Source organism: Delftia sp. GW456-R20 (genome assembly GCF_001622915.1).
Lineage (GTDB): Bacteria > Pseudomonadota > Gammaproteobacteria > Burkholderiales > Burkholderiaceae_C > Comamonas > Comamonas acidovorans.
On the sequence record NZ_LWCN01000004.1, the window covers coordinates 2,713,952 to 2,738,258 of the forward strand.

The 24,307-nt window shown below is 63.6% G+C and carries 22 protein-coding genes; 2 read left to right on the top strand and 20 right to left on the bottom strand.

All coding sequences use genetic code 11. From position 1 onward, the window contains the following. Window positions 1–63: 63 nt before the first annotated feature. The 5 genes from A4F85_RS17420 to A4F85_RS17440 form a co-directional block, all read right to left on the bottom strand. Entirely contained in the window at window positions 64–354 is a 291-nt protein-coding gene (locus A4F85_RS17420; protein ID WP_012203260.1) for a DUF1799 domain-containing protein, read from the bottom strand. Between the two features lie 29 nt (window positions 355–383). Continuing rightward, window positions 384–839 carry a hypothetical protein gene (locus A4F85_RS17425; protein WP_063327280.1) on the bottom strand — a complete coding sequence of 152 codons (456 nt, stop codon included), beginning with the start codon at window positions 837–839 and terminating at the stop codon, window positions 384–386. 43 nt (window positions 840–882) lie between these two features. Then, window positions 883–1,809, bottom strand: coding sequence for a phage tail tube protein (locus tag A4F85_RS17430; RefSeq protein WP_034390302.1), 927 nt, complete (start codon window positions 1,807–1,809; stop codon window positions 883–885). A gap of 130 nt (window positions 1,810–1,939) precedes the next feature. After that, entirely contained in the window at window positions 1,940–2,425 is a 486-nt protein-coding gene (locus A4F85_RS17435; protein WP_063327281.1) for a hypothetical protein, read from the bottom strand. Window positions 2,426–2,866: 441 nt separating this feature from the next. Beyond that, window positions 2,867–3,481, bottom strand: a complete 615-nt coding sequence (locus A4F85_RS17440; protein ID WP_063327282.1) for a S24 family peptidase — start codon at window positions 3,479–3,481, stop codon at window positions 2,867–2,869. A gap of 146 nt (window positions 3,482–3,627) precedes the next feature. Between A4F85_RS17440 and A4F85_RS17445 the strand changes: the two genes are divergently transcribed. Then, window positions 3,628–4,140 (top strand): Mor transcription activator family protein, encoded by a 513-nt coding sequence (locus A4F85_RS17445; protein WP_063327283.1) that lies wholly within the window; start codon window positions 3,628–3,630, stop codon window positions 4,138–4,140. A 102-nt stretch (window positions 4,141–4,242) separates the two neighbouring features. On the opposite strand, the gene slmA is transcribed toward A4F85_RS17445, so the two are convergent. The 6 genes from slmA to A4F85_RS17475 form a co-directional block, all read right to left on the bottom strand. Continuing rightward, window positions 4,243–4,938, bottom strand: coding sequence for a nucleoid occlusion factor SlmA (gene slmA / locus A4F85_RS17450; RefSeq protein ID WP_012203254.1), 696 nt, complete (start codon window positions 4,936–4,938; stop codon window positions 4,243–4,245). Window positions 4,939–5,020: 82 nt separating this feature from the next. Beyond that, complete coding sequence (locus A4F85_RS17455; RefSeq protein WP_063327284.1) at window positions 5,021–6,508, bottom strand: sensor histidine kinase; 1,488 nt, start codon at window positions 6,506–6,508, stop codon at window positions 5,021–5,023. Between the two features lie 37 nt (window positions 6,509–6,545). Then, entirely contained in the window at window positions 6,546–7,265 is a 720-nt protein-coding gene (locus tag A4F85_RS17460) for a response regulator transcription factor (protein ID WP_012203252.1), read from the bottom strand. A 121-nt stretch (window positions 7,266–7,386) separates the two neighbouring features. Continuing rightward, entirely contained in the window at window positions 7,387–8,277 is an 891-nt protein-coding gene (gene argB / locus A4F85_RS17465) for an acetylglutamate kinase (RefSeq protein ID WP_012203251.1), read from the bottom strand. A gap of 110 nt (window positions 8,278–8,387) precedes the next feature. After that, entirely contained in the window at window positions 8,388–9,491 is a 1,104-nt protein-coding gene (locus A4F85_RS17470; protein WP_081816121.1) for a glycosyltransferase family 4 protein, read from the bottom strand. A 5-nt stretch (window positions 9,492–9,496) separates the two neighbouring features. Beyond that, window positions 9,497–10,270 carry a glycosyltransferase family 2 protein gene (locus A4F85_RS17475; RefSeq protein WP_063327285.1) on the bottom strand — a complete coding sequence of 258 codons (774 nt, stop codon included), beginning with the start codon at window positions 10,268–10,270 and terminating at the stop codon, window positions 9,497–9,499. Between the two features lie 344 nt (window positions 10,271–10,614). On the opposite strand from A4F85_RS17475, the gene A4F85_RS17480 reads away from it, so the two are divergent. After that, complete coding sequence (locus A4F85_RS17480; protein WP_063327286.1) at window positions 10,615–14,406, top strand: methyltransferase domain-containing protein; 3,792 nt, start codon at window positions 10,615–10,617, stop codon at window positions 14,404–14,406. Here A4F85_RS17480 and A4F85_RS17485 read toward each other — a convergent pair. The 9 genes from A4F85_RS17485 to A4F85_RS17525 all read right to left on the bottom strand — a co-directional run bounded on the left by A4F85_RS17485 (window position 14,329) and on the right by A4F85_RS17525 (window position 24,301). Continuing rightward, on the bottom strand, window positions 14,329–15,471 hold the full coding sequence (locus tag A4F85_RS17485; protein WP_063327287.1) for an acyltransferase family protein: 1,143 nt from the start codon (window positions 15,469–15,471) through the stop codon (window positions 14,329–14,331). The two genes, A4F85_RS17480 and A4F85_RS17485, sit on opposite strands and share 78 nt — an antisense overlap. Before the next feature lie 11 nt (window positions 15,472–15,482). Continuing rightward, the gene (locus tag A4F85_RS17490; protein WP_231890572.1) at window positions 15,483–16,526 is read right to left on the bottom strand and encodes an acyltransferase family protein; all 1,044 of its coding nucleotides are present in this window, start codon (window positions 16,524–16,526) and stop codon (window positions 15,483–15,485) included. A gap of 7 nt (window positions 16,527–16,533) precedes the next feature. Further along, window positions 16,534–17,394: an SAM-dependent methyltransferase gene (locus A4F85_RS17495; RefSeq protein WP_063327288.1), complete on the bottom strand. Its 861-nt coding sequence runs from the start codon at window positions 17,392–17,394 to the stop codon at window positions 16,534–16,536. Window positions 17,395–17,436: 42 nt separating this feature from the next. Beyond that, a complete protein-coding gene (locus A4F85_RS17500; RefSeq protein WP_063327289.1) occupies window positions 17,437–18,336 on the bottom strand; it encodes a class I SAM-dependent methyltransferase in 900 nt (299 codons plus the stop codon). Window positions 18,337–18,378: 42 nt separating this feature from the next. Further along, window positions 18,379–19,452: an acyltransferase gene (locus tag A4F85_RS17505; RefSeq protein WP_063327290.1), complete on the bottom strand. Its 1,074-nt coding sequence runs from the start codon at window positions 19,450–19,452 to the stop codon at window positions 18,379–18,381. A gap of 3 nt (window positions 19,453–19,455) precedes the next feature. Beyond that, window positions 19,456–20,739, bottom strand: a complete 1,284-nt coding sequence (locus A4F85_RS17510) for an ABC transporter ATP-binding protein (RefSeq protein ID WP_063327291.1) — start codon at window positions 20,737–20,739, stop codon at window positions 19,456–19,458. Then, window positions 20,736–21,536 carry an ABC transporter permease gene (locus A4F85_RS17515; protein WP_063327292.1) on the bottom strand — a complete coding sequence of 267 codons (801 nt, stop codon included), beginning with the start codon at window positions 21,534–21,536 and terminating at the stop codon, window positions 20,736–20,738. Before A4F85_RS17515 ends, A4F85_RS17510 begins: the two co-directional genes overlap by 4 nt. A 220-nt stretch (window positions 21,537–21,756) precedes the next feature. Continuing rightward, entirely contained in the window at window positions 21,757–22,677 is a 921-nt protein-coding gene (locus A4F85_RS17520) for a peptidylprolyl isomerase (protein WP_082848229.1), read from the bottom strand. Window positions 22,678–22,762: 85 nt separating this feature from the next. Then, entirely contained in the window at window positions 22,763–24,301 is a 1,539-nt protein-coding gene (locus A4F85_RS17525) for a hypothetical protein (RefSeq protein ID WP_063327293.1), read from the bottom strand. Window positions 24,302–24,307: the final 6 nt, after the last annotated feature.

A 24,307-nucleotide genomic window follows, 5' to 3' on the forward strand; every position in this document is an offset into this window, starting at 1 on the left:
TCTGTTCGGTATGCTTGACCGCTTGTGTTTGTCTTGAAAGGCCGGAGCCGAGGCCCCTATGCCTCAGCCCCGGTTGAGCTGGCGCAGCGCCTGCGCCTCCAGTACCTGCAACTGCGCGAATACCTCGCCGCGCTGCGCGGCGGGCACCGCGTAGCGGCGCATCACGATCTCGGCCCCGGCGTAGTCCAGCCCGTCCCAGTGCCACTGGCCCCAGGGCGTGGCCGTCCTGCGCCACTGGGTGGAGCAGCCGAGGTACACGCTCCAGGCCATCGCATGCTCCGGCCACAGTTCGTAGTCCTCGGGGTGCTGCCGTTGCAGATCGCCGGGCACCATCCGGTCGGGGTCGATCCCCATCTGCGCGCACTGGGCGCGCAGCTCGTCGTCTACGAGATAGCGGTCTGCGCCGTCGAGGCCGAGGTGATGCCGGACAGCGCCACGGAGTTTTTTGTGGCGGCATCCCGCTGGTGCACGTTGAGTCCGTCGAACCAGGCCACGGCCATGGCCTGCTCCAGTCCCGGGTAGGCCTCCTCGGCCGCCAGGCGTTCTTCGCGGCTGTAGGGCACGGGTGTTCCTTCGTCGCCCAGCATCCCCTCCCAGCCCACAACCACTTCGTCGAGCAGTTCAGGGATGGTCATGCGCCGTACCTCCTGCGAGCCATCGGGCTGCGTGGCGGGCTTGCCGACGACGATGAGTTCATTGATCTCGTCACGCCGCGCCTTGCCCAGGCGCTTGAACACGACGGCAAAGTGATGGGCTCCGAACCTGCCCTCATCGACGGGCAGGTACAGCGTTGCGGGAACGGAGATGGTGGGCTTGAGCCCGGAAATCTTGACGGCCATGGTGATCCTTGGATGTGTAGTTGTCAGGCAGGGAGGTGACGCGTCAGATCTCGATGGACCACTCGTCGTTGCCCGCGTCGGAGGGAATGAACGACAGGGGGATCGTGATCATCTGCACGCCATCGCTGTCGCTGTAGGTCGGCTTGCCGATCTGGGCGCGCGCGCTCTTGAAACTGACGGTGTTGGTGGCGCCGGGGCCATGCTTGAGCGTGACGGGCACGATGGCGCTGGCGCGCGCCAGGCCGATCCAGTCCTTGGTGGCCACGCTGGTGTTCTCGAAGGTGACGCTGCCCGTGGACTTGCGGTCCGTGATTTCCACGGTGTCCACGTTCATCAGGTCGCGCTTGACCACCTGGTTGCCGCACTTGAAGCTGAAGGCGCTGCAGGCCACCGCCAGGCCGTCGAGGGTCAGTTGGGTGTTGGTCTTGTTGACGCCCAGGGGAGCGACGAAGTCGCTGTAGTCCACTGCCGGCAGGGCCTCATCCACGGCGGGGACGAAGGAGCCCGTGAACTCGAACTTCCACTTGGGAATGGCCTTGGCATCGGTGCTGAACTCCACCTCGCCGCGTGCGCCATGCATCTTGTAGAGGGTGCCGTCCACGTTGCCGTAGATGGTCACGCTCTGGATGCCGTCGGTCACGGGAGCGAAGACCGTCTTCACGCCAGTCTCGGTGCTGGCGCTGGCGGCACACGCACGCAACAGGTCGGTCACGCCGGGACGCTCGCCCGCTGCGGCCACACCCGCGAATTCCACGGAGAACGCCACCTTCTGGTATTCGGTGACCAGGGTGCTGCCGCTGGAGCCGAAGAAGGGACGGATGTTGTTGCGCTCGACCACGTCGCCCTCGATGGGGGTGAGGGTCACGTCGCTGACCAACATGGCATTGGCCGCCAGCGGTACGACGGCCGTGCCGACAACGGTTTCAACCAGGGCCAGGAGGGCCATCTTGCGCATGATCTTTGCTGCCATTTGGAAAATCCTTTGAAGAGATGAAGAGAGGTTTCGCGGCCTTGGGCGCCGTTCTCCAGCGCCGCGGGCCACAGTGGTTGCGGGAAAGGTGCGAGGTGTCCGGTCTAGGCCCGGTTCGGTGGTGTGCAGGTCACAGGTAGCTCCAGGTTCTGAGTTGCAGGACAACGGAGTGGCAACGCACTCCCGCGAAATCCACAGGCTCGGCACGCACGAGCTGCACGCCATCGGTGCTGTCGTCGCTGCCTGCCAGGGGACCGGGCTGGCACGCGCCGCCCAGGGTCGGATCGGCTCGCACCAGGGCGCGAAACTGCTCGACCAGGTCGTCCAGCAGCAGTTCGCTGGCCTGGGTGTCCGCGATGGCCAGGTAGCCATGCAGCGTCCACTGGTGCACGCTCACCGTGCGGGCCGTGCTGCTGCCGTACTCGGCCGTGCTGCTTCTGCGCAGCCACCAGCCGCGAACATGGGCCGTGCCTGCTGCAGGCGGCGTGTATGTGAACAGGGCTGCCAGTTCGGCATCGCTGGCGGCATGGCGTTCGCGGTCCTGCACAACGCCGATCTGCGGCACCGAGGCCAGGACGGCCACGATGGCGTTGCGATGCTGGGCCAGTGCACTCATGGGCGCAGCACCGAAAAGGCCACCGTCACGCTCGCCGCAGCCTCGGCCACGATGGGCCGCAGATGAGCGGCAAAGAGCAGGAACAGTTGTGCGATGGCGTACATGGGTCACTCCGTGGGGGGACGCAGAAAAAGATGCGTCGTTGCGATGGAGTGACTGTGCCGAGGCAGGCAAAAATGAATAAGGCCTGCATATGCAGGCCCGATTTCAGCGTCTACAGGAGCGAGCCTCCTCAGGCGCAGCAGATCTGGATGCCAGGCACATGTGCCTTGGCCCGGCACATCCCAACGGCCAGGCAAGCGCAAACGTCCTGCCGCTCGGGCAGGCACGGATGCAAGAAAGAGGAGGACATGAAAGGCTGGGAGAAGACGGAAACGCCCAGGCTCGCCTCAGGCCTGCGGCAAAGTCTCTGGAGCGGTGCCGGGCGGCACGGCCCGGGGGCTAGAGTTCTCCGCCGTGCCAGAGGACCCGGCCGCAGATGCGCAGCCGGTTGGCCGCTTCGCCTTCCAGTACCTGGGGCGGATAGGCGGGGTTGTAGCTGACGATGCGCACACCGCCCGTGCTGAAGTCACGCTCCAGCAGCTTGACGTAGTTCTCACCCTCCAGCTCGATCACATAGACACCATCCTGGGTCAGCGTATCGACCGAGGTGTTGACCAGCAGGATGTCGCCGTCGTTGATGCGGTCCGCCATGGATCTTCCACGGGCACGCACAATCTTGGCGTTGTGCCTGCCCAGTCCCTTGGACTGCAGCCAGGACGAACGGAAGGCGAAGCGGCCTATCACCTCGTCGGGGCCGTTGACGGCCCCATGCCCTGCGCTGACGTGCGCATCGAGCATCTCGATCTGCGTGAACTCGTCTTCGGCCGCCCCACCACGCCGAGCGACAGGCTTCGCCGCGCCCGTGCCGTTGAAATACTCCAGCGGCCGGCCCGCTCGCTGCGAGGCCCGCAGCAGTTGCCGTGCTGGCACTTCCCCGCGCTTGCGCCATGTCCGCACCGTTTCAGGCTGAACCTCCATGCCCGCCATCCAGTCGGGTCCCAAGGCTTCAGCCATGCGCGCCAGTACCTCATCAACGTTGGATGTAAGCGCATCAGTCACAGGTTTTGCAGGCATGGCGAATCTTGACAGTGGTTCGTTATGGACCAAGAATATGGTTCAAATTGAACCGTTTCCTTTTGAACCAAGAGCGTACAGCCAAAATGCATTCCGAACACCATCCGGCACCTGTCTTCCAGGGCTTTCGGCCTGCTGCCCTGCCCCCCACCATCGGCATGCACACGCCCGGGTCAGCCGCCTCGCACCCGCACCATGGCACTTGCAGCGATCTGCTTCCGCCCCTGCTGCAGGACTTCGAGCGCCTGATCGGACTGCAGCCCACGATGGCCCTGGTGCAGCGCTGGGGTGGACTGCGCATCTACGTTCCCACGCCGGACAAGGTCACACCCGAGCATCCCTATGCAGCCACCATCGGCGTGCCAGCCTTGCTCCAGCTCGCTCGTGAGTATGGAGGCCTGCCCCACTTCCAGCTGCCCAGGGCAGCGCGTGCACTGCAGGCACTGCGCAACCAGCGCATCGCTGCAGACTACGCCACGGACAAAACGGCCCGGCAGCTGGCTGCCGAGCATGGGATTACGGAAGGCCAGGTGGGGCGCATCGTTGCGGCGCTGGGCGTGACGGCTCCGGCCAGGCGACGGCGCAATCTTGCCGGCTGAGCACTGCCACCGCGAAGAAGCAAGGCCCTGGTCGCAAAAAAGCCACCGGCGCAAGCGGGTGGCTTTGCTGCAAAGCGGACCCTGGGGTCCGCTGGGCCATGTTCAGACCATCAAGGCCAGGCTGGCTTCCAGATGCTCGGTCGGCAGGCGGCGGAAACCCGAGCGCGCGTAGCGCTGCAGGCGGCCCAGCGCGAACGATGTCAGCACGCTGGCGGCCACCTGTGCATCGACCGTCGGGGCGGAGGAGCCCAGGGCACCGGCGGCGGGGCGCAGGCACTGGCGCAGCGTGGATTCGATGCGGTCGAAGAACTGGTTCATGCGGGCCTGCAGGCGCTCGTGCTCGAAGACGATGGCATCGCCCACCATGACGCGCACCATGCCGGGGTTGCGCTCGCCGAACTGCAGCACCAGGGAGATCACGCGGCTGGCCTGGCGCATTCCATCCACTGCGGGCCGCTCTTCCTCCGGCACATCCCGCCCGACGATCTGCTGCACCAGCGTGAAGACGGATTGCTCGATGAACTCGATCAGTCCTTCGAACATCTGGGCCTTGCTGGCGAAGTGGCGGTACAGGGCTGCCTCGCTGACGCCCAGATGGGCTGCCAGCGCTGCCGTGGTGATGCGTTCTGCGCCCGGCTTCTCCAGCATGGCCGCAAGCGCCTGCAGGATCTGCTCGCGCCGCTCCCCGGGTTTGGGGCGTTTGCGCGCAGGCGTGGGGGCGGAAGCGGAGGCGGCTTCGTCGGAAACGACATCAGCGCCAGGAGCGGATAAAGGCGACAGGACTTCAGACTCGGACATAAGCAGATCAACTATTTGTAAGTAATTCTCTCACAGCCCTCGGCGGCAACTCCGCACAAAGCTGTCCCCATGAGCGCAACCGTCAGGATCGCGTCCCTGTTGGCTGCGCTGCTACTGTTTCCGAGAGCACGGCCGGCATTTGCAATGGAAGCTCCAAGCGTACCAGCAGGCCCTTGCCCTGCGCGCCGGCGCCAAAGGCCAGAGTGCCCTGGTGCAACAGGGCGATTTCATCGGCAATCGCCAATCCCAGCCCCGTTCCATCGCCGGACGCACCCTGGGCGCGGTAAAAGCGCTGCGTGATCTGCGAGCGCTCGGCCTCGGGCACGCCGGGGCCATCGTCCTCGATCTCCAGGAAGGCCCACCCTGGCGGCTCATCCGCAGACTGCCCCGCGCCATGGTACATGCCGCAGCGCAGCGTGACGCTGCCGCCGGGCGGCGTGTACTTGATGGCGTTGTCCACGAGATTGGACACCAGTTCGCGCAGCAGCCAGCTGTGGCCCCAAACACTGGCCGGAGCAACGTCAAGCCCGAAGTCCAGCCCCTTGGCGCTGGCCTGGTCGAAGAACATTTCCAGCATGCTTTCGCACAGGTCCTTGAGGTCCACCTTCTGCAGCGGCTGGACTTCGGCATTGCGGGCGTCGGCACGTGACAGCGCCAGCAACTGGCGTGCCAGCTGCGAGGTGCGCCGAGTGGCGTCGCGCAACTGCTCGATCTGCGTCACGCTGAGCACCACCTGAGCCTCGGTGCCCTTGCGCCGCGCCTCGGCCTGGGCAGCCTGCGCGCTCAGTGCCCAGGCCTCGACCTGGGCCTGTAAGGCCGCCAGCGGCGTGCGCAGTTGATGGGCCGCATCGGCCACAAAGCGCCGCTGGCCTTCGGCCTGGGCGTTGACCAGTGCAAACAATCGGTTGAGCGAGCGCACCAGCGGACGGACTTCGGCCGGCGAGCTGTGCTCCGAGATGGGGCTGAGGTCGCGCGGCGAGCGCCGTTCCACCGCCTGGGTCAGGGTCAGAAGCGGCCGGAAAGCCCGGCTGACCGACCAGTAGATGGCGATGCCGGCACCCGCAATCAGCAGCACGCTGGGCAGCAGTACATGCAGCAGCAACTGGCGCACCCATTGCTGGCGCACATCGCCACCGTCGGCCAGCACCAGCACCATTTCACCGGCGCCATAGGTTTCGGCGCGCATGACGGCCACGCGGTAGGTCAGGCCGTCATGCTCCTGGCTGTGGAACTCGGCCAGCGGCGTGGAAGGCACGTCGAAGCGGATCCAGGTGTCGCCGGCAACGACATGGCCCTGCAGGTCACCTATGGCGTATCCGACGTCGTCGCCGCGCTGGCGCAAGACGTCCTCGATGGCGGGCGTCAGCGCCACCAGGGGCGGCGTTCCCTCGGCGATCGACGGCGCCAACACCGAATCGGCCAGCGCAGGCAGCAGGCGCAGCAAGCGCTGGTCATGCTGGGTGGAGGCTTCGTCTGCCGAGCGATAGCCGAACCAGCCGCCCATCAGTGCCAGCAGCGTCAGCGGCACCACCAGCAGCACCAGCAGGCGAAGGCGCAGATTGGCTGTCATGGGCGGTCAGCGCCTGGGACCATGCGCCATGTCCGCATCAGGCGGCGGTATGCGAGAGTTCCAGCCGATAGCCGAAGCCCCGGATGGAACGAAGCGCCACGCCATGCGGCTCCAGCTTGCTGCGCAGGCGAGAGACATAGACCTCGACCGCATTGGGCGTGATCTCGCGGTCCCAGCCCGTGAGCGCCTGCAGCAGCTTGTCCTTGCTGGCGGGCTTGGGCGCGTGGATCAGCAGGTATTCCAGCACGGTCCACTCGCGCGGGCCCAGGTCGATGGGCAGCAGTTTGCCCTCGCTCTCATCGTCTTGCGCAGGCTGGCGCGCGCCAGCGCGGCGGCCTGCCGTGTCCAGCTCGATGGGACCAAAGCTCAGGACGGCCGATGTGGCTGCCTGCGAGCGGCGCAGCAGCGCGCGCAGCCGGGCCAGCAGTTCGGGAAGCTCGAAGGGCTTGACCATGTAGTCGTCGGCGCCCTGGTCCAGGCCCTGCACTCGGTCCTGCAGCGCATCGCGCGCCGTCAGGATCAGCACGGGCATGGCCGAGCTCTCCACCGCGCTGCTGCGCAGGCGGCGTGTGAGTTCCAGCCCGTCGATGCCCGGCAGGCCGATGTCGATCACGGCCAGGTCGAAGGCTTCCTGGGCCAGCACCTCCAGGGCGCGCTCGGCACTGCCGACCCAGTCCACGGCATACCCCGCATCGGACAGCCCCAGCTTGATGCCGCTGGCCACCATCACATCGTCTTCCACAAGAAGCAAACGCATATCAAACCTAAAAAACAAAAGCCGCCCAAAGGCGGCTTGCAGCAAACCGGCCCAGGCCGTCAGACCACGCCCGGGCCATGCGCGATGGTAACGCGAACCGCAAAGTCCGCGCCATCGGGCCTCAATGGCTGCGGATCATGGTGCCGTAGGCCTGGTCGGTCAGGATTTCCAGCAGCATGGCATGCGGCACGCGGCCATCGATGATGTGCACGGCGTTGACGCCGGCCTTGGCGGCATCCAGGGCGCCGCTGATCTTGGGCAGCATGCCGCCCGAGATGGTGCCGTCTGCGAACAGGGCGTCGATCTCGCGCGCCGTGAGGTCGGTCAGCAGGCTGCCCGCCTTGTCCAGCACGCCGGGGGTGTTGGTCAGCAGCACGAGCTTTTCGGCCTGCAGCACGGTGGCCAGCTTGCTGGCGACCACGTCGGCATTGATGTTGTAGCTCTCGTTTTCCTCGCCAAAGCCGATGGGGCTGATCACGGGGATGAAGGCGTCATCCTGCAGCGCGCGCACCACGCTGGGGTCGATGGAGACGATATCGCCCACCTGGCCCACGTCGTACTCGATGTTCGGATCCTTGTTGTCGACCATCTTGAGCTTGCGTGCGCGGATCAGGCCACCATCGCGCCCTGTCAGGCCCACGGCCTTGCCACCGGCCTGGTGGATCAGGCCCACGATGTCCTGCTGCACCTCGCCGGCCAGCACCCATTCCACGACTTCCATGGTTTCCGCGTCGGTCACGCGCATGCCCTGGATGAACTCGCCCTTCTTGCCCAGGCGGTTGAGGGCCGTCTCGATCTGCGGCCCGCCGCCATGCACCACCACCGGATTCATGCCCACCAACTTCAGCAGCACCACGTCTTCCGCGAAGTCGGCCTGCAGGGCCGGATCGGTCATGGCGTTGCCGCCATACTTGATGACCATGGTCTTGCCATGGAACTTGCGGATGTAGGGCAGGGCCTGGGCGAGGATTTCGGCCTTGTCGCGGGGGGCAATCGAGAGGATATCGTTCATGGTGCTAGCCCTGGGGCGTGGAAGTAGTCAACAACAAGGCGGGCATTGTGCCGCAACTGCGCGGCAGTGTTGCATGCCCGGATGACGGAACGCCCACTGGCGCCCGACCATCATCCATTGTTCTGCATCCAGCCCGGCAGCTTGAAGCGCACGATGGCCAGATAGGCGATCACATAGCTGACCACAAACAGCAGGCAAAAACCCACCAGAACGGGCGTGTTGCTCCAGAACAGCAATGCCGGCACCACGGTCAGCAGCGTGAACGCCCACAGGTAGGGCGAAGTCCGGTTATTGCGACGCAGCATGCGCCGTGCCAGATCGTCGTCGAACACGCCGCGCACGATGCGCCGGTAGATCAACTGGTGGAAATGCAGGGCATCCGCCATGCCCGGCGACATGCCGCGCATCAGCTTGCGGTAAATGGAAAACACCGTCTCCCAGACCGGATAGATCAGCAGCAGCATGGGAAACCATGGCGAGACTGCGGAATTGCGCTGCACCAGGGCAATGCTGGCCAGGGCAATCGCCAGCCCCCAGACATAGGCCCCGCCATCGCCTGCAAACATCATGCCGCGCGGGTAGTTCCAGACCAGGAAGCCGCAGGTGGCGGCGGCCAGCGTCACCAGCATGGCGGCCAGGGTCCGGTCCCCCACCTGCAGGGCCACGTGGGCCAGCGCCAGGCAGATGATGGTGGCCACCATGCCGGCCAGCCCGTTGTAGCCGTCGATGATGTTGAAGGCATGGGGCAGCCCCGTCAGGGCCAGCACGGCCAGGCCCATGCCCAGCCAGGGCATGGCCGGACCCAGTGCCTGTTCCAGCCAGGGCCAGCCGAGCCGGGGCACAGTGAGGCCGCACAGCAAAACCGCCAGCACGGCGCTCAGCAGGGTGAGCACCAGCCGGTAACGCACGCTCAAGCGCTGCGATACATCCTCGATGATCCCCCCGACCACGGCCGGCAGCATGGCGGCCAGGCACACGACAACCCACAGCTGCATGCGCAGCGAGGAAGGATCTCCGCGCATGCTCAGCCAGGTGCCCACCCCCCAGGAGACAGCCAGTCCGAGGTACATGGGCACGCCGCCCAGCCGGGGCACCTCGCCCACATGGAAACGCTGCGGCTTGTCGTAACCGTAGGAACTCTTCGCGTACCGCCCGGCCCAGCGCACCAGCAGTGCACAGCCGGTGCAAGACACCATGAAGGCCAATACCGCCATCCAGATCACGATGACTCCCCGTGCAGACTGCGCAGCGAGGGCGCTGCCTGCGGCAGGGCTCGGGCCTTGCGGTAGGCCGGACGGCTCCACAGCCGCAGCAGGCTGGCCACGTGCCATGCGCCATGGCGCAGGCTGCGTCGGCTCGCCCTCTGACCCGCATGGACGACAGGCAACCCACCGCGCCGAAGCTCTCCGCCCAGCACCCGCAGGCGAAGGCACAGATCCACATCCTCACAATACATATAGAAACCTTCGTCAAACCCACGCAGCCGCATCCAGCTATCCCGGCCCAGCACCAGGCAGGCTGCATTGACCCATTCCACACGCTGCTCCACACGCCCGTGCAGCTTGCGTCGCAGCAAATTCCAGAAAGATGGCAGCTCCCGCTCGAAATCCTGCAGTTTGCCGTCTTCGCCGATCTGCGGGGGATAGGCCAGGGCCAAGCCCGGCCGGGCCGCCAGCGCCAGAAGCTCTTGCAGCGGCTCTTCCTGCGCTCCCCAGTACACGTCAGGATTGATCACGCAGACAAACGCCTCCCGGGCATTTGCCAGCGCCCGGTTGTGATTGCAGCCAAAACCCAGGGGTTGCGCATTGCGCCGGATCTCCAGGACAAAAGGCCAGCCGGTCGCTGGAGCCAGGGGCTCCGGTTCGGGAATATTGAGCGTCAGCACCACGCGGGACATCGGCGCAAGGCGCGCCGAACCCAGGCATTCAAGCAGCCTCTGTATATGAGCGCCATGTCCGTGGCTCACCACCGACACGACCAACGATGAACCCATCAATGCCGCCCTTCAGATCTTCAAATTCCAACCCGCATACCTGCGCCGAAAAAACGGCGGCTCCGAGTATTCAGCGGAAGGCGCCCGGAAGGCGTCAGCGGGTATGCCGTGATGCAAGGAAATGCAACAGCCGCACAAAATGTCATTAACCCGCCATGCCATGCAATCACTGCGGTGGCCGGGATTATGATGCGCGACAATCTGCCGCCCGGACTTCCGGGATTTTTTGCGCCTGGCGTGGGCATGCCCTGCTGCTCTCTGCAGACCGGCCACGGTCGACTGGCGCAGATGAATATGACGGGCGATCGATCCCTGCCCGGACCGCGCCTGGCACCTCATTTCCTATGACCACACCCATTCCCGATCCCCACGTCTACCTGCGCACCGTCGATCTGAACGAGCGCACGTCGCTGTCCGTGCTGGCCGGCCATGTCCGGGCCCAGGCGCACATACTGGATCTGGGCTGCGGCAGCGGCGCGCTGGGCGCCTTTCTCGCCGAGCACAAGCAATGCGTCTGCGACGGCGTCACCCTGAGCCAGGAAGAGGCTCGCCATGCCGCGCCCTTCTACCGCCATGTCCATGTGGCCGACCTGGAGGACTGCGACCTGGACCGGCTCTTCGGCGACACGCGCTATGACTACATCGTCTGCGCCGACGTGCTCGAGCACCTGCGCCAGCCCGAGCGCATTCTGGCTGCCTGCCGCAAGCGGCTGACGCCTGAAGGCCGGCTGCTGATCTCCGTGCCCAATGCAGGCTACAGCGGTCTGGTGGCAGAACTGCTGCACGGCGAATTCCGCTACCGCGAAGAAGGCCTGCTGGACCGCACCCACCTGCGCTTTTTCACGCGGCGCTCGCTGTCGCGCTTTCTGGCCGAGCAAGGCTGGCAGGTGGACGACATCGACACCATCGAGCGGGCGCTACCCGAATCCGAATTCCGCGTCGCCTACGACAGCCTGCCCCCTGCCGTTGCCCGCCACCTGCTGGCCACGCCCGATGCACTGGCCTACCAGTTCATCGCCAGTGCAGCGCCCGCCGCCCAGGCGCTGCCCATCGAGCCGCCGCTGAACTACCCCCAAGGGCATGCGCTGTTCACGGCCCAGCTCTACATGGCACGCGCTGGCCGCTATGAGGAAGAGAGCAAGCTCTCCACCACCGGCATCATTGGCCAGGCACGTCAGACATTGCGCTTTGCACTGCCCGACCACAACACTTCGCTGAGCCATCTGCGCCTGGACTTGGCCGACCGGCCGGGCTTCGTGCACCTGTACCGGCTGGCCTTGCTCGATGCGCAAGGCGCCGTCGTCTGGCAATGGCGTCCCGAGGATTCGGATGCCGCCTTGCTGGGGCAACGCCCCCACCATCAACTGGTGTGGAACGGGCCCCATCCGGCAGGCGCATTCGCGCTGATGCTGCTGCTGACCGGCGATGACCCCTGGTTCGAACTTCCCATTCCCGCAGAAACCCTGGCCCCCCTGCGTGGCGCCTCGCTGGAGATCGAGATGGGATGGCCCATGTCGGCCGACTATCTGGCGCTGGCCGGGGCCGTGCAGCCGCTTGAGCGGCAGATCGCGCAGGAACGCAGCAGGGCCAATGATCTGCAGGACCAATGGCACACACAGCGCATGCTGCTCGAGCAGCAGCATGCGCAGGATGTCCAGCAGTTGGAGGAACGCAGTGCTTCGATCCAGCGCCTGCAGCACCGCAATGCCTTGTTGGAAGACAGCCACCAGTCACAGAGCAAGGAGCGCGCCATCTGGCAACAGGAAGCCACCCGCGTACAGCGGGACTTCGCACGGCTGGAACAACACCTGCGCGACATCGAGAACTCCACCGTCTTCCGGGCCACGCGCCCCCTCGTCCACGCCAAGATGCGCATTGACCGCCTGCTGGGCCGCACGCCAGTGCCTGCCCCCGTCCTCCATACGCCCGTACCCCAGCCGATGCCCCAGCAGCCCGTCGATGTGATCGTGCCCGTGTACCGCGGCCTGGATGACACGCGCAACTGCATCGAATCCGTGCTGGCCAGCCCCTGCCGCACGCACTGGCAACTGGTGGTCATCAACGATGCCAGCCCGGAGCCCCAAGTCACGGCCTGGCTGCGCGAGAAGGCGGCACAGGAGCCCCGCATCACTCTGCTGGAGAACGAGGAGAACCTCGGCTTCGTCGGTACCGTCAACCGGGGCATGGCGCTGAACACCGCCCATGACGTGCTGCTGCTCAACAGCGACACCGTGGTTGCCAATGACTGGCTGGACCGCATCCGCAAGGCTGCCTACGGCGATGCACGCATCGCCTCCGTCACGCCGTTTTCCAACAACGCCACCATCTGCAGCTACCCGCGCTTTTGCGAGGGCAACGACCTGCCGCCCGGCATGGATACGGCCGCCATCGACGCACTGTGCGCGCGCACCAATCCCGGCCAGGTGGTGGACGTGCCGACCGGCGTGGGCTTTTGCATGTACATCCGCCGCGACAGCCTGAACGCCGTCGGCCTGTTCGACACCGAGCACTTCGGCAAGGGCTATGGCGAAGAAAACGACTTCTGCCAGCGTGCCGCAGCCGCTGGCTGGCGCAACCTGCATCTGCTAGACACCTTTGTGCTGCACACAGGCGGCGTGAGCTTCGGAGAAAGCAAGAGCCCGCGTGAACGTGCCGCCATGGAAACCCTGCGCAGGCTGCATCCGCGCTACGAAGCCGATGTCATGGCCTTCGTCCAGGCCGACCCTGCGCGCACCGCACGCCTTGCGCTGGATGTGGCACGCCTGCAGGCAGAGGCCGCACACCAGCCTGTGGTGCTGGCCGTGCTCCACGATCGGGCGGGCGGCACCGTGCGCCATGTGCGCGAACTGGCGCAGTTCCTGCAAGGCAAGGCGCTGTTCCTCATGCTCTCGCCAGCCGCAGGTGGCACCGTGGTATTGCGCCGTGCCGAGGAAAAGGAAGCATTCGAGCTCGCCTTCCGCGTCGCCGACCAGATGGAGGAGCTGGTGCAGGCCCTGCGCCAACTGGGCGTGGTGCACGTGCACTACCAGCATCTCCTGGGCCACAGCGAAGCCATCCTGGACCTTCCCGCCCGTCTGGGTGCGGCCCATGACTTCACGGCCCATGATTTCTATACCTACTGCAAGAACATCTCGCTGACCGGCATAGACAACCGCTACGTCGTGCCGCCCCGCGCGGGCGAGTGCGACTGCTGCGAACCCACGGACACAGCCCTCTATGCCGGCACCGTGGCCCAGTGGCGCCATCGCAATGCGCTGCTGCTGAACAACGCTCGCCATGTGCTGGCCCCCAGCCAGGACACGGCCAACCGGATTGCCGGTTTCGTGCCCGGTGCACGCGTCCAGGCAGTTGCCCACACCGACCTGCCAGCACAGCTGCCGGCCCCGGTGGCACACCCGCTGACTGCCACGGCCCCGCTCAAGATCGTCGTACTGGGAGCCATGAGCGCCATCAAGGGCGCAGACGTACTGGAAGCCGTGGCGATCGAAGCCGCCAAGCGGGGAGCTCCTGTGGAATTCCATCTGCTCGGCTATGGCTACCGCAGCCTGCAGACCCAGCCGCGCGCACGTCTGACCGTGCACGGCGGCTACAAGGAAGAAGAACTGCCTGCTCTGCTGCAGTGGTTGCAGCCCGACCTGGCCTGGTTCCCCGCCCAATGGCCGGAGACCTACAGCTACACCCTGAGCGCCTGCCTGGCCGCCGGGCTGCCGATCGTCGCGCCCGACATAGGGGCCTTTCCCGAAAGGCTGGCGGGCCGCGACTGGTCCTGGGTCATGCCCTGGGACACCAGCACCGCCCAATGGCTGGACTTCTTCGCGCAAATACGCGAACGCCACTTCATTGAAGGGCAGCCACCGCAGCAACCCACCGCGACAGGGAGTGCGGCTGCCCAGCCGGGAGCCACTTTCTATGGCGACGGTTATCTCCAGGGGCTGCAGCCGCGCGATCAGGCCCTGCTCCAGCCACTGGATGCGGCCTTCCTTGCCACACATCGCCTGCAACGCCAGGACCATGCTGCAAGATCGGGGGCCTTGATCCTGCTGGCCCATCTGCGCTCGCTACCCATCCTGCGCGGCGTGGCCAGACGCATTCCCGCGCACTGGCAGCGCCGGGTCAAGAATTGGCTGCAGGCCTAGGCGCCGCCCAGGCAACGCCAGCCATCGCTGCGCCATCCGGATGCAGGGCCGCTCCACGCCATACCATGACATCAAGGCCAGGCCCAATGTCAAGGCAAGCGACAGCAGCATGCAGATGCCCAATGACCAGCCCTCACGCAGGCAAATGGCCGTCATGGCCTGCTGGACGGGGAAGGCGTAGATGTAGACGCCATAAGAAAGATCGGTGCGCCAACGGTGGCTTGCGGCCACATGGCCTGCATGGGCAAGATAAAAACTTGCGCAGGCCACCAATCCCCATACTGCCACTTGGCGCATCCAGGTGCTGGCGGTGAGCAATGCGCATACAGCCAGCACCAGCGCGGCTGCAGCCATCCATGTGCGATGGCGTATGCCATACGCAGCCATCGTGCTTCCCAGAAAGAAGGGAACACCAAATCCGCAGAAGTCCCGCCAGCGGAACATATCGACCAGCGGGGTGTGGATGGCATCCAGGCCCTGGTCCCACCCCTTGACTCTGGACATCTGCCACAGGATCGCCAGTACGCCAGCCATGAGGGGATGGATCCAGCGCTTGCCTCTTGCAAGCCATGCCAAAGTGGCCAGCACAAGGTACATCGCCAGCTCATACCGCAACGTCCACAGGGACCCGTTGACCGTATAGGCAAAGGGATTGGATTCGAATACGCCCGGCAGTATCTGAACCGTGGCCTGCCCTGTCATGTTGTTGATCAGATGACTCCAGGTTTGCGGTGACTGCCAGTACTGCAGCGAATCAAGCGAGGTCATCGCCCAGCCGATGACGAAAACCGAGAAAACCACGGCCATGATCAGGCCCGGAAAAATCCGCATCAGCCGCCTCAGCCAGAAGGCATGCCAGACCGGCTCGCGCATCCAACTCTGGCATACCAGATACCCGCTCATGAAGAAGAATACATAGACCGCAAGCGACCCCAGGCTGTGGCCGGCAAAGGGTTCGGCAAGACGCAGGCGGTAAAGAAACTCTCCGTGCGCAACAAACACTGCAAGCGCCGCCGTCAAGCGCAGCATGTCAAAGCGGTTCCCCCTCTCTTCAACGCTGCGCATGACACTCCCTTCTAGGTGCGGAACACCAAGTGTTTGAGCCGCAGCATCGGCGACTCGACCAAGTGCCAGGAGGCATAACCAGCAGCCAGCGCAAGCAGCCATGCAAGCGCCAGACTGGAGTGGAATGGCAGCTGAGGCCACAGTGCCTGAACTGCCTGCTGGATGGGACAACCCAGCACGTAGACACCATAAGAAGGATCTCCGAGTCGATGCAACCCGGAAAACACCCTAGAACGCATGGAACCCAAATAGATGAGCAGCGGCGGCAGCAGCAGCAGGCCGGCAGAGTGCTCCAGCGTCAAGCCAAAGAAAAGCACCGCAGCCACAGGTGCCAGGATCAACAGCAAGTTTCGACCATGGGCAGCAAAGGCAGGCTGCAATAGCGCGATCAGCGAGCCATAGGCGAAATAGGCCGGATACTCGAACCAATGAAACATGGTTCCAGCCAAATCGGCATTGCGCTGTGTCAGGAAAAAGACCAGATATCCGGCTGCGGCCAGGCTGGCAAGAAGCCTGGACCGCAGCACGCCCAATATGCCCAGTGCAGCAAGCACCACGTAGCACATCAGCTCGATGGGGATGGTCCACAAAGGGCCGTTCATCAGCCCTGGCAGCGGATTGGAAGAAAACACGCCCGGCATGAAGGCGTAGTCCTTGATCAGCAGCAGATTGCGCCAGTGATCCAGGGTCTGCGGATGAAGCCAGAACTCCTTCAGCGGCAATGAAGTAAATGCCGGGCCGAAAAGCAGCACGCCAGCCACAACAGCCACCAGCATGCCCGGCCACAACCGCAACAGACGCTTGGCCATGAAGGCCGCCGCCCGAGGATCATGCAGCCAGCTCAGCGTGACAAGAAAGCCGCTGATCGTGAAGAAAGTCATCACTGCCACGCCGCCCACCATGTCCGCATGCAGCCACGATGGCGGTCTGGTGCCCGTGATATGGAAATGATGGCTGTAAATGACTGCAGATGCAGCGGCCATACGCAGTGCATCAAAGCCATTGGAATATGCAGGCCGCACGGGTGAAGAGATCGTGGGGGCCGGCTCCTGCATGGCTTCGTCAGGTCTTGCCCAACAGCAGCAAAATCTCGTTGTTGCGCAGCCACTCCTCGGGGTAGCGCCCCACCAGCGTCTCGGGAATGGCCATGTCCACCTGGCGCCGCTCCTCGCGCAACACCTCAAAGCCGGCCTGACGAGCGATATCTACGAGCTCGTCTGCCGTCAACCGGTTCAGCGCCTGGTACTCCTTGAAGACAAAGCGCTTGTAGCCATCGACACCGAAATCGGCAAAGCCGAAGTCCACCTCGGCGGCGTCCAGCGGACCTTCATGCTTTTCGATGATGCTCCACAGTTCCTCCTCCGACGCCAGCAAGTGGTGCCAGGGCACATCGTCGTAGCGGCGCAGGTGCGAGCCCCAGGGAGAATGAAACAAGGGCTCGATCTGCAGGAAGAACACGCCTCCCGGGCGCAGGCAGGCATGCAGGTCGGACAGGATCGGCAGCACCTTGTCGCGCTGCACATGCTCGAAGGTAGACCAGCTGAGCAATCCGTCATAGTTCGCATGCCGGCCGGCCAATGGCGAATTCGGTTCGATGGTCTCGAAGCTCAGCGCAGCGGGAATACGCGACATGCCCAACTGCTCGCGTGCAATGCGCGGAAGCTTGGCGTACTCCTGGCGGATATCGATGCCATGGATGGAGGTTGCGCCATGGCGCAGCACCAAAGCCAGATCGGTGATGCCATCGCCGCAACCGAAATTCAGCAACCTGGCCTTGGACAAATCCAATGACTGTCCCAGCCAGTCATGGGCCAGATCCGCTGCATAGTTGAAATGCGCACGAAACCACTCATCGGTGATCTTGCCTGCGTCCCATGGCGCCAGGCCCAACAGCCGTTCCTGCAAACGCAGCATCCAACTCATGCAATCGTCCTCTCTGTTCTGTCTATAACCCTGTCAACACGCTCACAGCCGCTGAAGCACATAGGCATCCTGGTGGTTCCAGAAATGCACAAGTGATCGATGGCGCAGGGCATCGCCCCCCCAGGTTTCGGCAATGCGGTCCAAGACGAATTGCTCGGAAGTGAACGCCGTTCCATACTCATTGGCATCAATGGCATTCGACTCGCTGGACGGGGCAAAGAAAAATCCCTCGTCATCCAGCTTCACGCTGTCGAAATCTGCGGCCTTCATGCCGTGCGTGCTGAAAACCAGCAACCCGCCAGGAGCCACCGCATCGCGCAACACCTGCAGCCAGCGCGTCCAGGTCGAGCGCGGCAGATGGCTGAACAGCGAGAGCACGAACACCAGTTCGTACTGCTGCGGCCAGCGTACCTGCTCCGGCACGCTGGCCGACGCAAAGCCCTTCACGCCGAAGGTCTGCTGCGAAAAATCCACAGCATCGACCACGATGTCCGAGACCGTGACCCGTTCCGCCCCCAGCGCCTTGACCAAGTGCCGCGTAAAGCGGCCGTGACCACTCGCGAACTCCAGGACGCTGGCCGTGCGCAGCAAAGGCTTGTCCACAGCCTCCAGCAGCAGCATCAGTTCCGACAGCGTGCGCCAACCGTCGGCGAAGTAGTCGCGCAGGGGATTCAGGCTGGAGGGGTGGCCGCAGAAAAATCCGAAAATATCATCCTGGGGCGAAATCCGGCACTCCAGCCCCATGATGTTGGAGAACGAGCCCACAAGGCCATGGGCCTCGATCAGTTCATGCGCCTGAAGCAGCGTATCGCGCTCGCTGCGGGCCCGCACCAGGACCTGCGCTGCTCCAGCCAACTCTCCTTGCACCAACAATTGCTGCGCCTCGAGCAACAGGCGCTGTCCTTCACTGGTTATCGCGGGGGAAGAATTCGTTGTATTCATCGGTATCTCAAGAATTGCGCGAGATCGGCTTTGCCGCCGGCCTCAGCTCACCAGGCGCCTCAGCCCGGGAATCGAAAAAAGAGTCAGCGAGGTCAGGGCAGACAAGGCAAACACCACCAGCGTCAGCACTGGCCAGTATCCGCCTGCCTGCGGCAGGCCATAGCCCCAGCGCGCCAGCATGTCGATCCAGAATGGGTGGATGGCATAGATGCCCAGGGTCGCCTTGCCCAGGTGGTTGACCCAGGCGGGCACGGCTTGAGGCGGCAGGCGCAATGCCAGCAAAAACACCGAGAAAGTCAGCAGCATCGCAAAGGGGCTGCGGTTGCTGTAGAAAAGCACGAAGGCCCAATCCTTGAGCACCGGATAGGCCACCGCCACGCCAACCGCCATGCCCGCAATGGCCAGCACTACACCGGCCACAAGCTGCCAAGTGGCAACGCGCACCGGACGCCGCAGCAGATAGTAGCCACCCAGGAAATAGACCACAAACAAGGGTGCCAGACCGATGAAACTGGCATGTGATGTCTTTTGCAGCGTCTGAGCGATGGAGGCAAACCAGGTCATTCCTGCCGCCACCATCAAAAGGTGGCTCCAGCCTGGCCCCTCACCCACGCCCAGGACTGCGTAACGCATGGCCGGCATCATCAGATACAGGCCCAGCATCATGTACATGAACCACAGGTGGTACCAGGGGCTGCCCAGCACGACATCCTGCACGATACCGGGCCAAGTAATGCCACCCCACATCCATTCACGCCAGGTGAAATAGAACACCGACCAGAACAGCAGCGCGGGCAGCAAGCGGGACAGTCGCTGGCCCACAAACCCCCAGGGATCACGCTCGGCGGGACGCGCCAGCAATACGGCGCCCCCGACCATCACGAACATCGAACTACCAAAACGCCCTGCCGCATCGCCCACATTGGCCACCCACCAGCCCAGGCTGTGCGCATCCACATGGGAGACCCGCAGAGCCGCCGTGTGCACCATGATCACGGCGAAGGATGCCAGCACCTTGAGCAAGCTCAGACGCGGATCCACACCGCTTTTGGTGCCCCCATTCGCAGCGCCCTCTGCCACCGCCGCCCGCGGCAATCCGTTCTGTGCCTGCGCCATGCATCAACTCCAGTGATGGGGCAGGCGCACCAGCCCCGGCAGTGGCTTCGGAAAGATGAAGCGAAGGTGCAGAAACTGAAACCATTCATCGTAGACAGCCAGCCCCGTCTCATCGAACAGGAAGGCACTGATCACATAGTCCCCGCTGTGCAAAGGCAGCTCGGGAAAGGTCAGCACCGTCTGCCAGCTTCCATCTGGCAGTTGACGCGGGAACGCATTGTCCTCATGAGTGGCCAGCGAGGTGATTCCCACGCCCTTGGACTGTTCGATCATGAACCCGATGTGCGGCCGCTCATTGCCACGTCCTCGCGCCGTGATGGTAACCACCAGATCCTGGCTCTGCAGCAGTCCAGGTTGATCGCCCACAGGCTCCGCAAGGTCCTTCACATCCACCGACAGGATGCAGGCCGTGCCGCTGTCCACCGCAGCCACAGGGCTTGCAGGAGACGCCGCGGCCTCGCATGCCTTTTCCTCCTCATGGCCCGGCACCTGCGGCGCAACCGCGCCCTCCAGTGCCAGCTGCTCACGCTCCTGGCGTTCGCGGGTATGCAGATCGTAGGCGGCCAGCACCGGCTCGGTATCGCCGAACTGTGCCACCTGTCCACCGCGCAGCCACAGCGCAGCATCACAGAGATGGCGAATGTGATACGGACTGTGGGAGCAGAACAGGATGGTGCAGCCGCTGTTGCGGAACGCCATGATGCGCTCTATGCACTTCTTCTGGAAATGCTGGTCGCCCACAGCAAGAGCCTCGTCGATGATCAGCACATCCGGCTGCACCGCCGTCACCAACGCAAACGCCAACCGAACGATCATACCTGACGAATAGGTCTTGACCGGGCGCTCCATCGCCTCGCCCAGCTCTGCAAAGGCAGCAATCTCAGGCTCCAGCTCGCGCATGCGTTCGGGACTGATGCCGATCAGGCTACCGCCGAAATACAGATTGTCCCGGCCGCTGAAATCAGGATGGAAGCCCGCGCCCAACTCAAGGATGGCCGTCACCCGGCCCACCCGCTCGATCGTTCCGCAACTGGGCTGCAAGGTGCCTGCCAGCAGCTTCAGCAGCGAGCTCTTGCCCGCACCGTTATCGCCGATCACGCCAATGCACTGGCCACGATGCAGCTCGAACGACACATCACGCAGCGCCCAATGGCTGCGGTGCGTGGCAGCGCCCGTCAGCAGCGCCTTGAACCGTGCACGCGGCGACGGGTAAAGCTTGTATTCCTTGCCCAGGTCACGCACGCGCAGGACCAGATCTTCGGGCAGCTCGACATGCTTGGCGTTCATAGCCAGTCCACCAATTGATCGCGGCTGCGCCGCACCAGGCCGTTGAGCAGTACGGCCAGCACCAATAGCCATGCGGCAAGCGCCACCCACACGGAGATCTGGGGCCACAGCCCCTGAAGCAACACGTTCTGGTAACCCAGCACCAGCGCCGTCATGGGGTTGGCCCAGAGCACCCAGCGCCACCGCTCGGGGAACAAGGCCAAGGGAAACAGAATGGGCGACAGATAAATCCCCACCGACAAAAGGAAGGTCACCAGCTGGCCTACGTCACGCAGCGCCGCCGTCAGGATGGCCAGTGCATAGGCCAGCAACGCACACAGCAGCAACTGCCCCAGCAGCAGCGGTAACAAGGCCAGCATCGATGCGTTCAATCCATGCTGCGGCAGATAGGCCAGAGCCACCAGCACGAGCAACGGCCCGAAGATCACGCTGCTGGCCAAGACGGCTCGCAGGGGGAACAGCACAGGCGGCAAAGGGTTCTTCTGCAGGATGCCGCCCGCCTCGACAAGACTGTTCATGCCGCGCGACGTGGCATCACAGAACGCCATCCAGGGCAGGGCGCCCACGACCAGGAACGCACCCACCGCATGCGTGGGCGCGTTGTCCCCCAGGCGCATGGAGAACACCACGTCGAAGACAAGATAGTAGGCAGCCACCGTGAGCAGCGGCTGCAGATAGGGCCAGAGCACGCCAGCGGCCGTGCCTGCGTGGCGAGCCGCCACCTCGCGCCGGGTCATCACCCACAGCAGGCTGCGGGCCTGCCACAGCGCGCGGCATTCGCCGAGTAAAGAGTACATGCGTTGCTATGCGACAAGTGCTGTCATGCGCGGGTATATCTCGCGCATGACAGCACTTGGTTCTACTACAAACCTCGTATTTTGGCGCACATCCCGGACTTGGAACCACCCAGCAAGCCTAAAGCTTGCAAAGGCATGCAACAAAGCGCACAGACAGCGCCAAGTAAGCCGGCAGAAGCATTTCCGACAGGGGGTGACAGGGTGTCACCCAGCTCAAGCATCAAGGTTTGGGAGAGTTCTTGGCTGCAAAAGCCTCTGCGGCGCCCTCATCGACCACGACATCTTGTCGAATCTTGTCCGCAGCAGAGACACGGGCGTCCTTGGCGGCCGAAGCACGTATCTCCTTGACCAGTTCGTCACGCACTTCTTCAAAGGGCTTGACACCTGGTGGACGGCGCTCTTCCAGGCGAATGATGTGCAAGCCAAACTGTGACTCCACCACACCGCTCAGGTCACCGGTTTTTTGCAGGGCGAACGCCGCCTTGTCGAACTCGGGAACCATGCGACCGTGGCTGAAAAAGCCAAGATCTCCACCACGCGCAGCACTACCCTTGTCGGCCGAACGCTCCTTCGCAAGGCTCGAAAAATCGGCGCCTTTTTTCAGTTCTTCAAGTATCTGCTCAGCCTGTGCACGGGCCTCCGCGCCTTTGCCGGCGATCAAGATGTGCCTCGCCCGCACCTGCTCGTCGGTCTGAAAGCGCTGTGGCTGGGCTAGATAGACACTGCGCGCCTGCTTTTGCGCCGCCTCAATGCTAGGCATGTTCTTGGCATCAAGCTCATCAAGCCAAGCATCGCTCAGAACCTTGTCACGCGCAGCCTGCAAGGCAGCAACGACCTCAGGCTTGCGATCCCAACCCTGCTGCTGCGCCATCTGCGCCATGCTGCGAAAAATATAAAGATCGGACGCCATCCGCTTTACGTTATCGACTCGCGACAGGATCATAGGACGCACTTCCGGCGGAATGCGCTGCGCCTCGACCTCTAGATCCTGGAGTGTGATGGTGATGCCATTGCCTTTTGCCAGCACCTGAGCAGACTTGCCTCCGGCATCCGCCAATTCGGCAGAATGCACACCCTGTACCGCCATGGAGGCGACCAACGCCAGAGGAATGGCGCCAAAACGTCGAATGGAAACCTTCATAAGTCCTTAGTCGTAGATAAAAGCAAAAAAGGCGGGAGTTTCCTCCCGCCTTCCTTAGATCACACTCGCGTGTGAAAGTGCCCTATTACTGAGCAGCACGGCCGTAAGCGTGGGGCCATGTGATGCCGTAGGTACCGACCGTACCAGCAGCTGCTTGAGGGTTGGTCAGCTTCAGGAACGCAGCACCCAGAACAGGGGTTGCAGCCTTGAAGTTCACAACGCCCCAACCATTGGTGTAAGGAGCATTCACGTTCTGACGAGCAACTTCTGCGCCCAGAGCAGACTTGTCAGCAGCTGCTGCGAAAGACAGAACGCTGACTTCACCGCACAGTTCAGTCTTGGACTGGGTGCCGGGCGAGAAGATGGCGCCGTCTTCCTTGAACATTTCTTCGCGATCGTAGAACGTCTGGCTCTTGGCTTGCACGCAGATCTGACCAGCGCTGTTCACCGAGGTGTTAGTAACATTGTCAGTGAAGACGTTGCCAGTCACCAGTTGGTTGAAGTAGCGATAGGAGCCAGCAGCCGTAGCACCAGTGGTCAGCGCTGCGTTAGTAGCAGCATTCCATGCGGCGCTGTTCGAGGGAGCTGTGGACGAACCTGCAGCGTAGTTGGCAGCCACGGAGTAGCGGCGAGTAGGCATCGAGAACACCCAGTCGGTCTTCGCGGAGATCGCGGGAGCCGTTGCGTACTGGTTGATCACCGACAGGCGACCGATGGCGTCCGTCAGAGCCTTGGCTTGTGCAGCAGCGTCAGCAGGCGTAGCAGTGGCAGCAGCCGTGAAGTAGGGCGTCGACAGGTCAGGCACGTCGTAGTGCTGGGGCTCGATGGCAGGCGAAGTACCTTGCATCAGCGGGTCGGCAGTCTTCAGGTCGGCAGTACCAGTCTTCTGGGGAGAGAAGACGTTCACAGGAGTACCGTTAGCCACAATCGCGGGAGTAGCACCCGAGAAGGTCGTGGATTGTGCCACGTTGATGGCGTACCACTGGCCGGTCAGCTGACCCGTAGGCGCCACCAGTTCGGTCGTGCTTTGACCACCGCTCAGGCTCAGAGTTGCGTCCAGAACAGCGGAGGTGCAAGGTGCAACGCCGTTCACGTGCTTGGTAGCAACGTACAGCGACTGATCCGCATCAATGGTGGTGTCACGCTTGATGTCAGCCATGTTGAGGATTTCAACATAGCCTTCACGGGTTTGCTGAGCCTTGTCTGCATCGGTCCAGTTCTTCTTGGCCAGACGGTCCGTCACGAACTTGACGGGCGCATTCTTGCCGATAGCGGGCAGCGTGCAGGTGTTGTCTGCAGTCACCAGCTGGGCCAGGCCGTCAGCGTCAGCCGTCACGGCTGCGGTCCAGACGTCACCAGGCGACATGAAGACTTGGAAGTCAAGCACGTCGTCAGAGTTGGAAGCGCCGCGGAAACGCACCTTCACAGCCTTACCATTCTTGGTATCGGTGTTGGTCAGGTGGAACACGGACATGTTGCCGTTCTGGGCGGTGTAGTAGGGCACCACCAGGATGTGGCCCGTGCCGCTTTCGTTCACTTGGAACGATTGTGCGGACGCAGCGCCAGCGAAGCCCAGGCCACCAACCATGGCAGCAATGCTCAGGGCCAGAACATTTTTCTTCATAAGAAC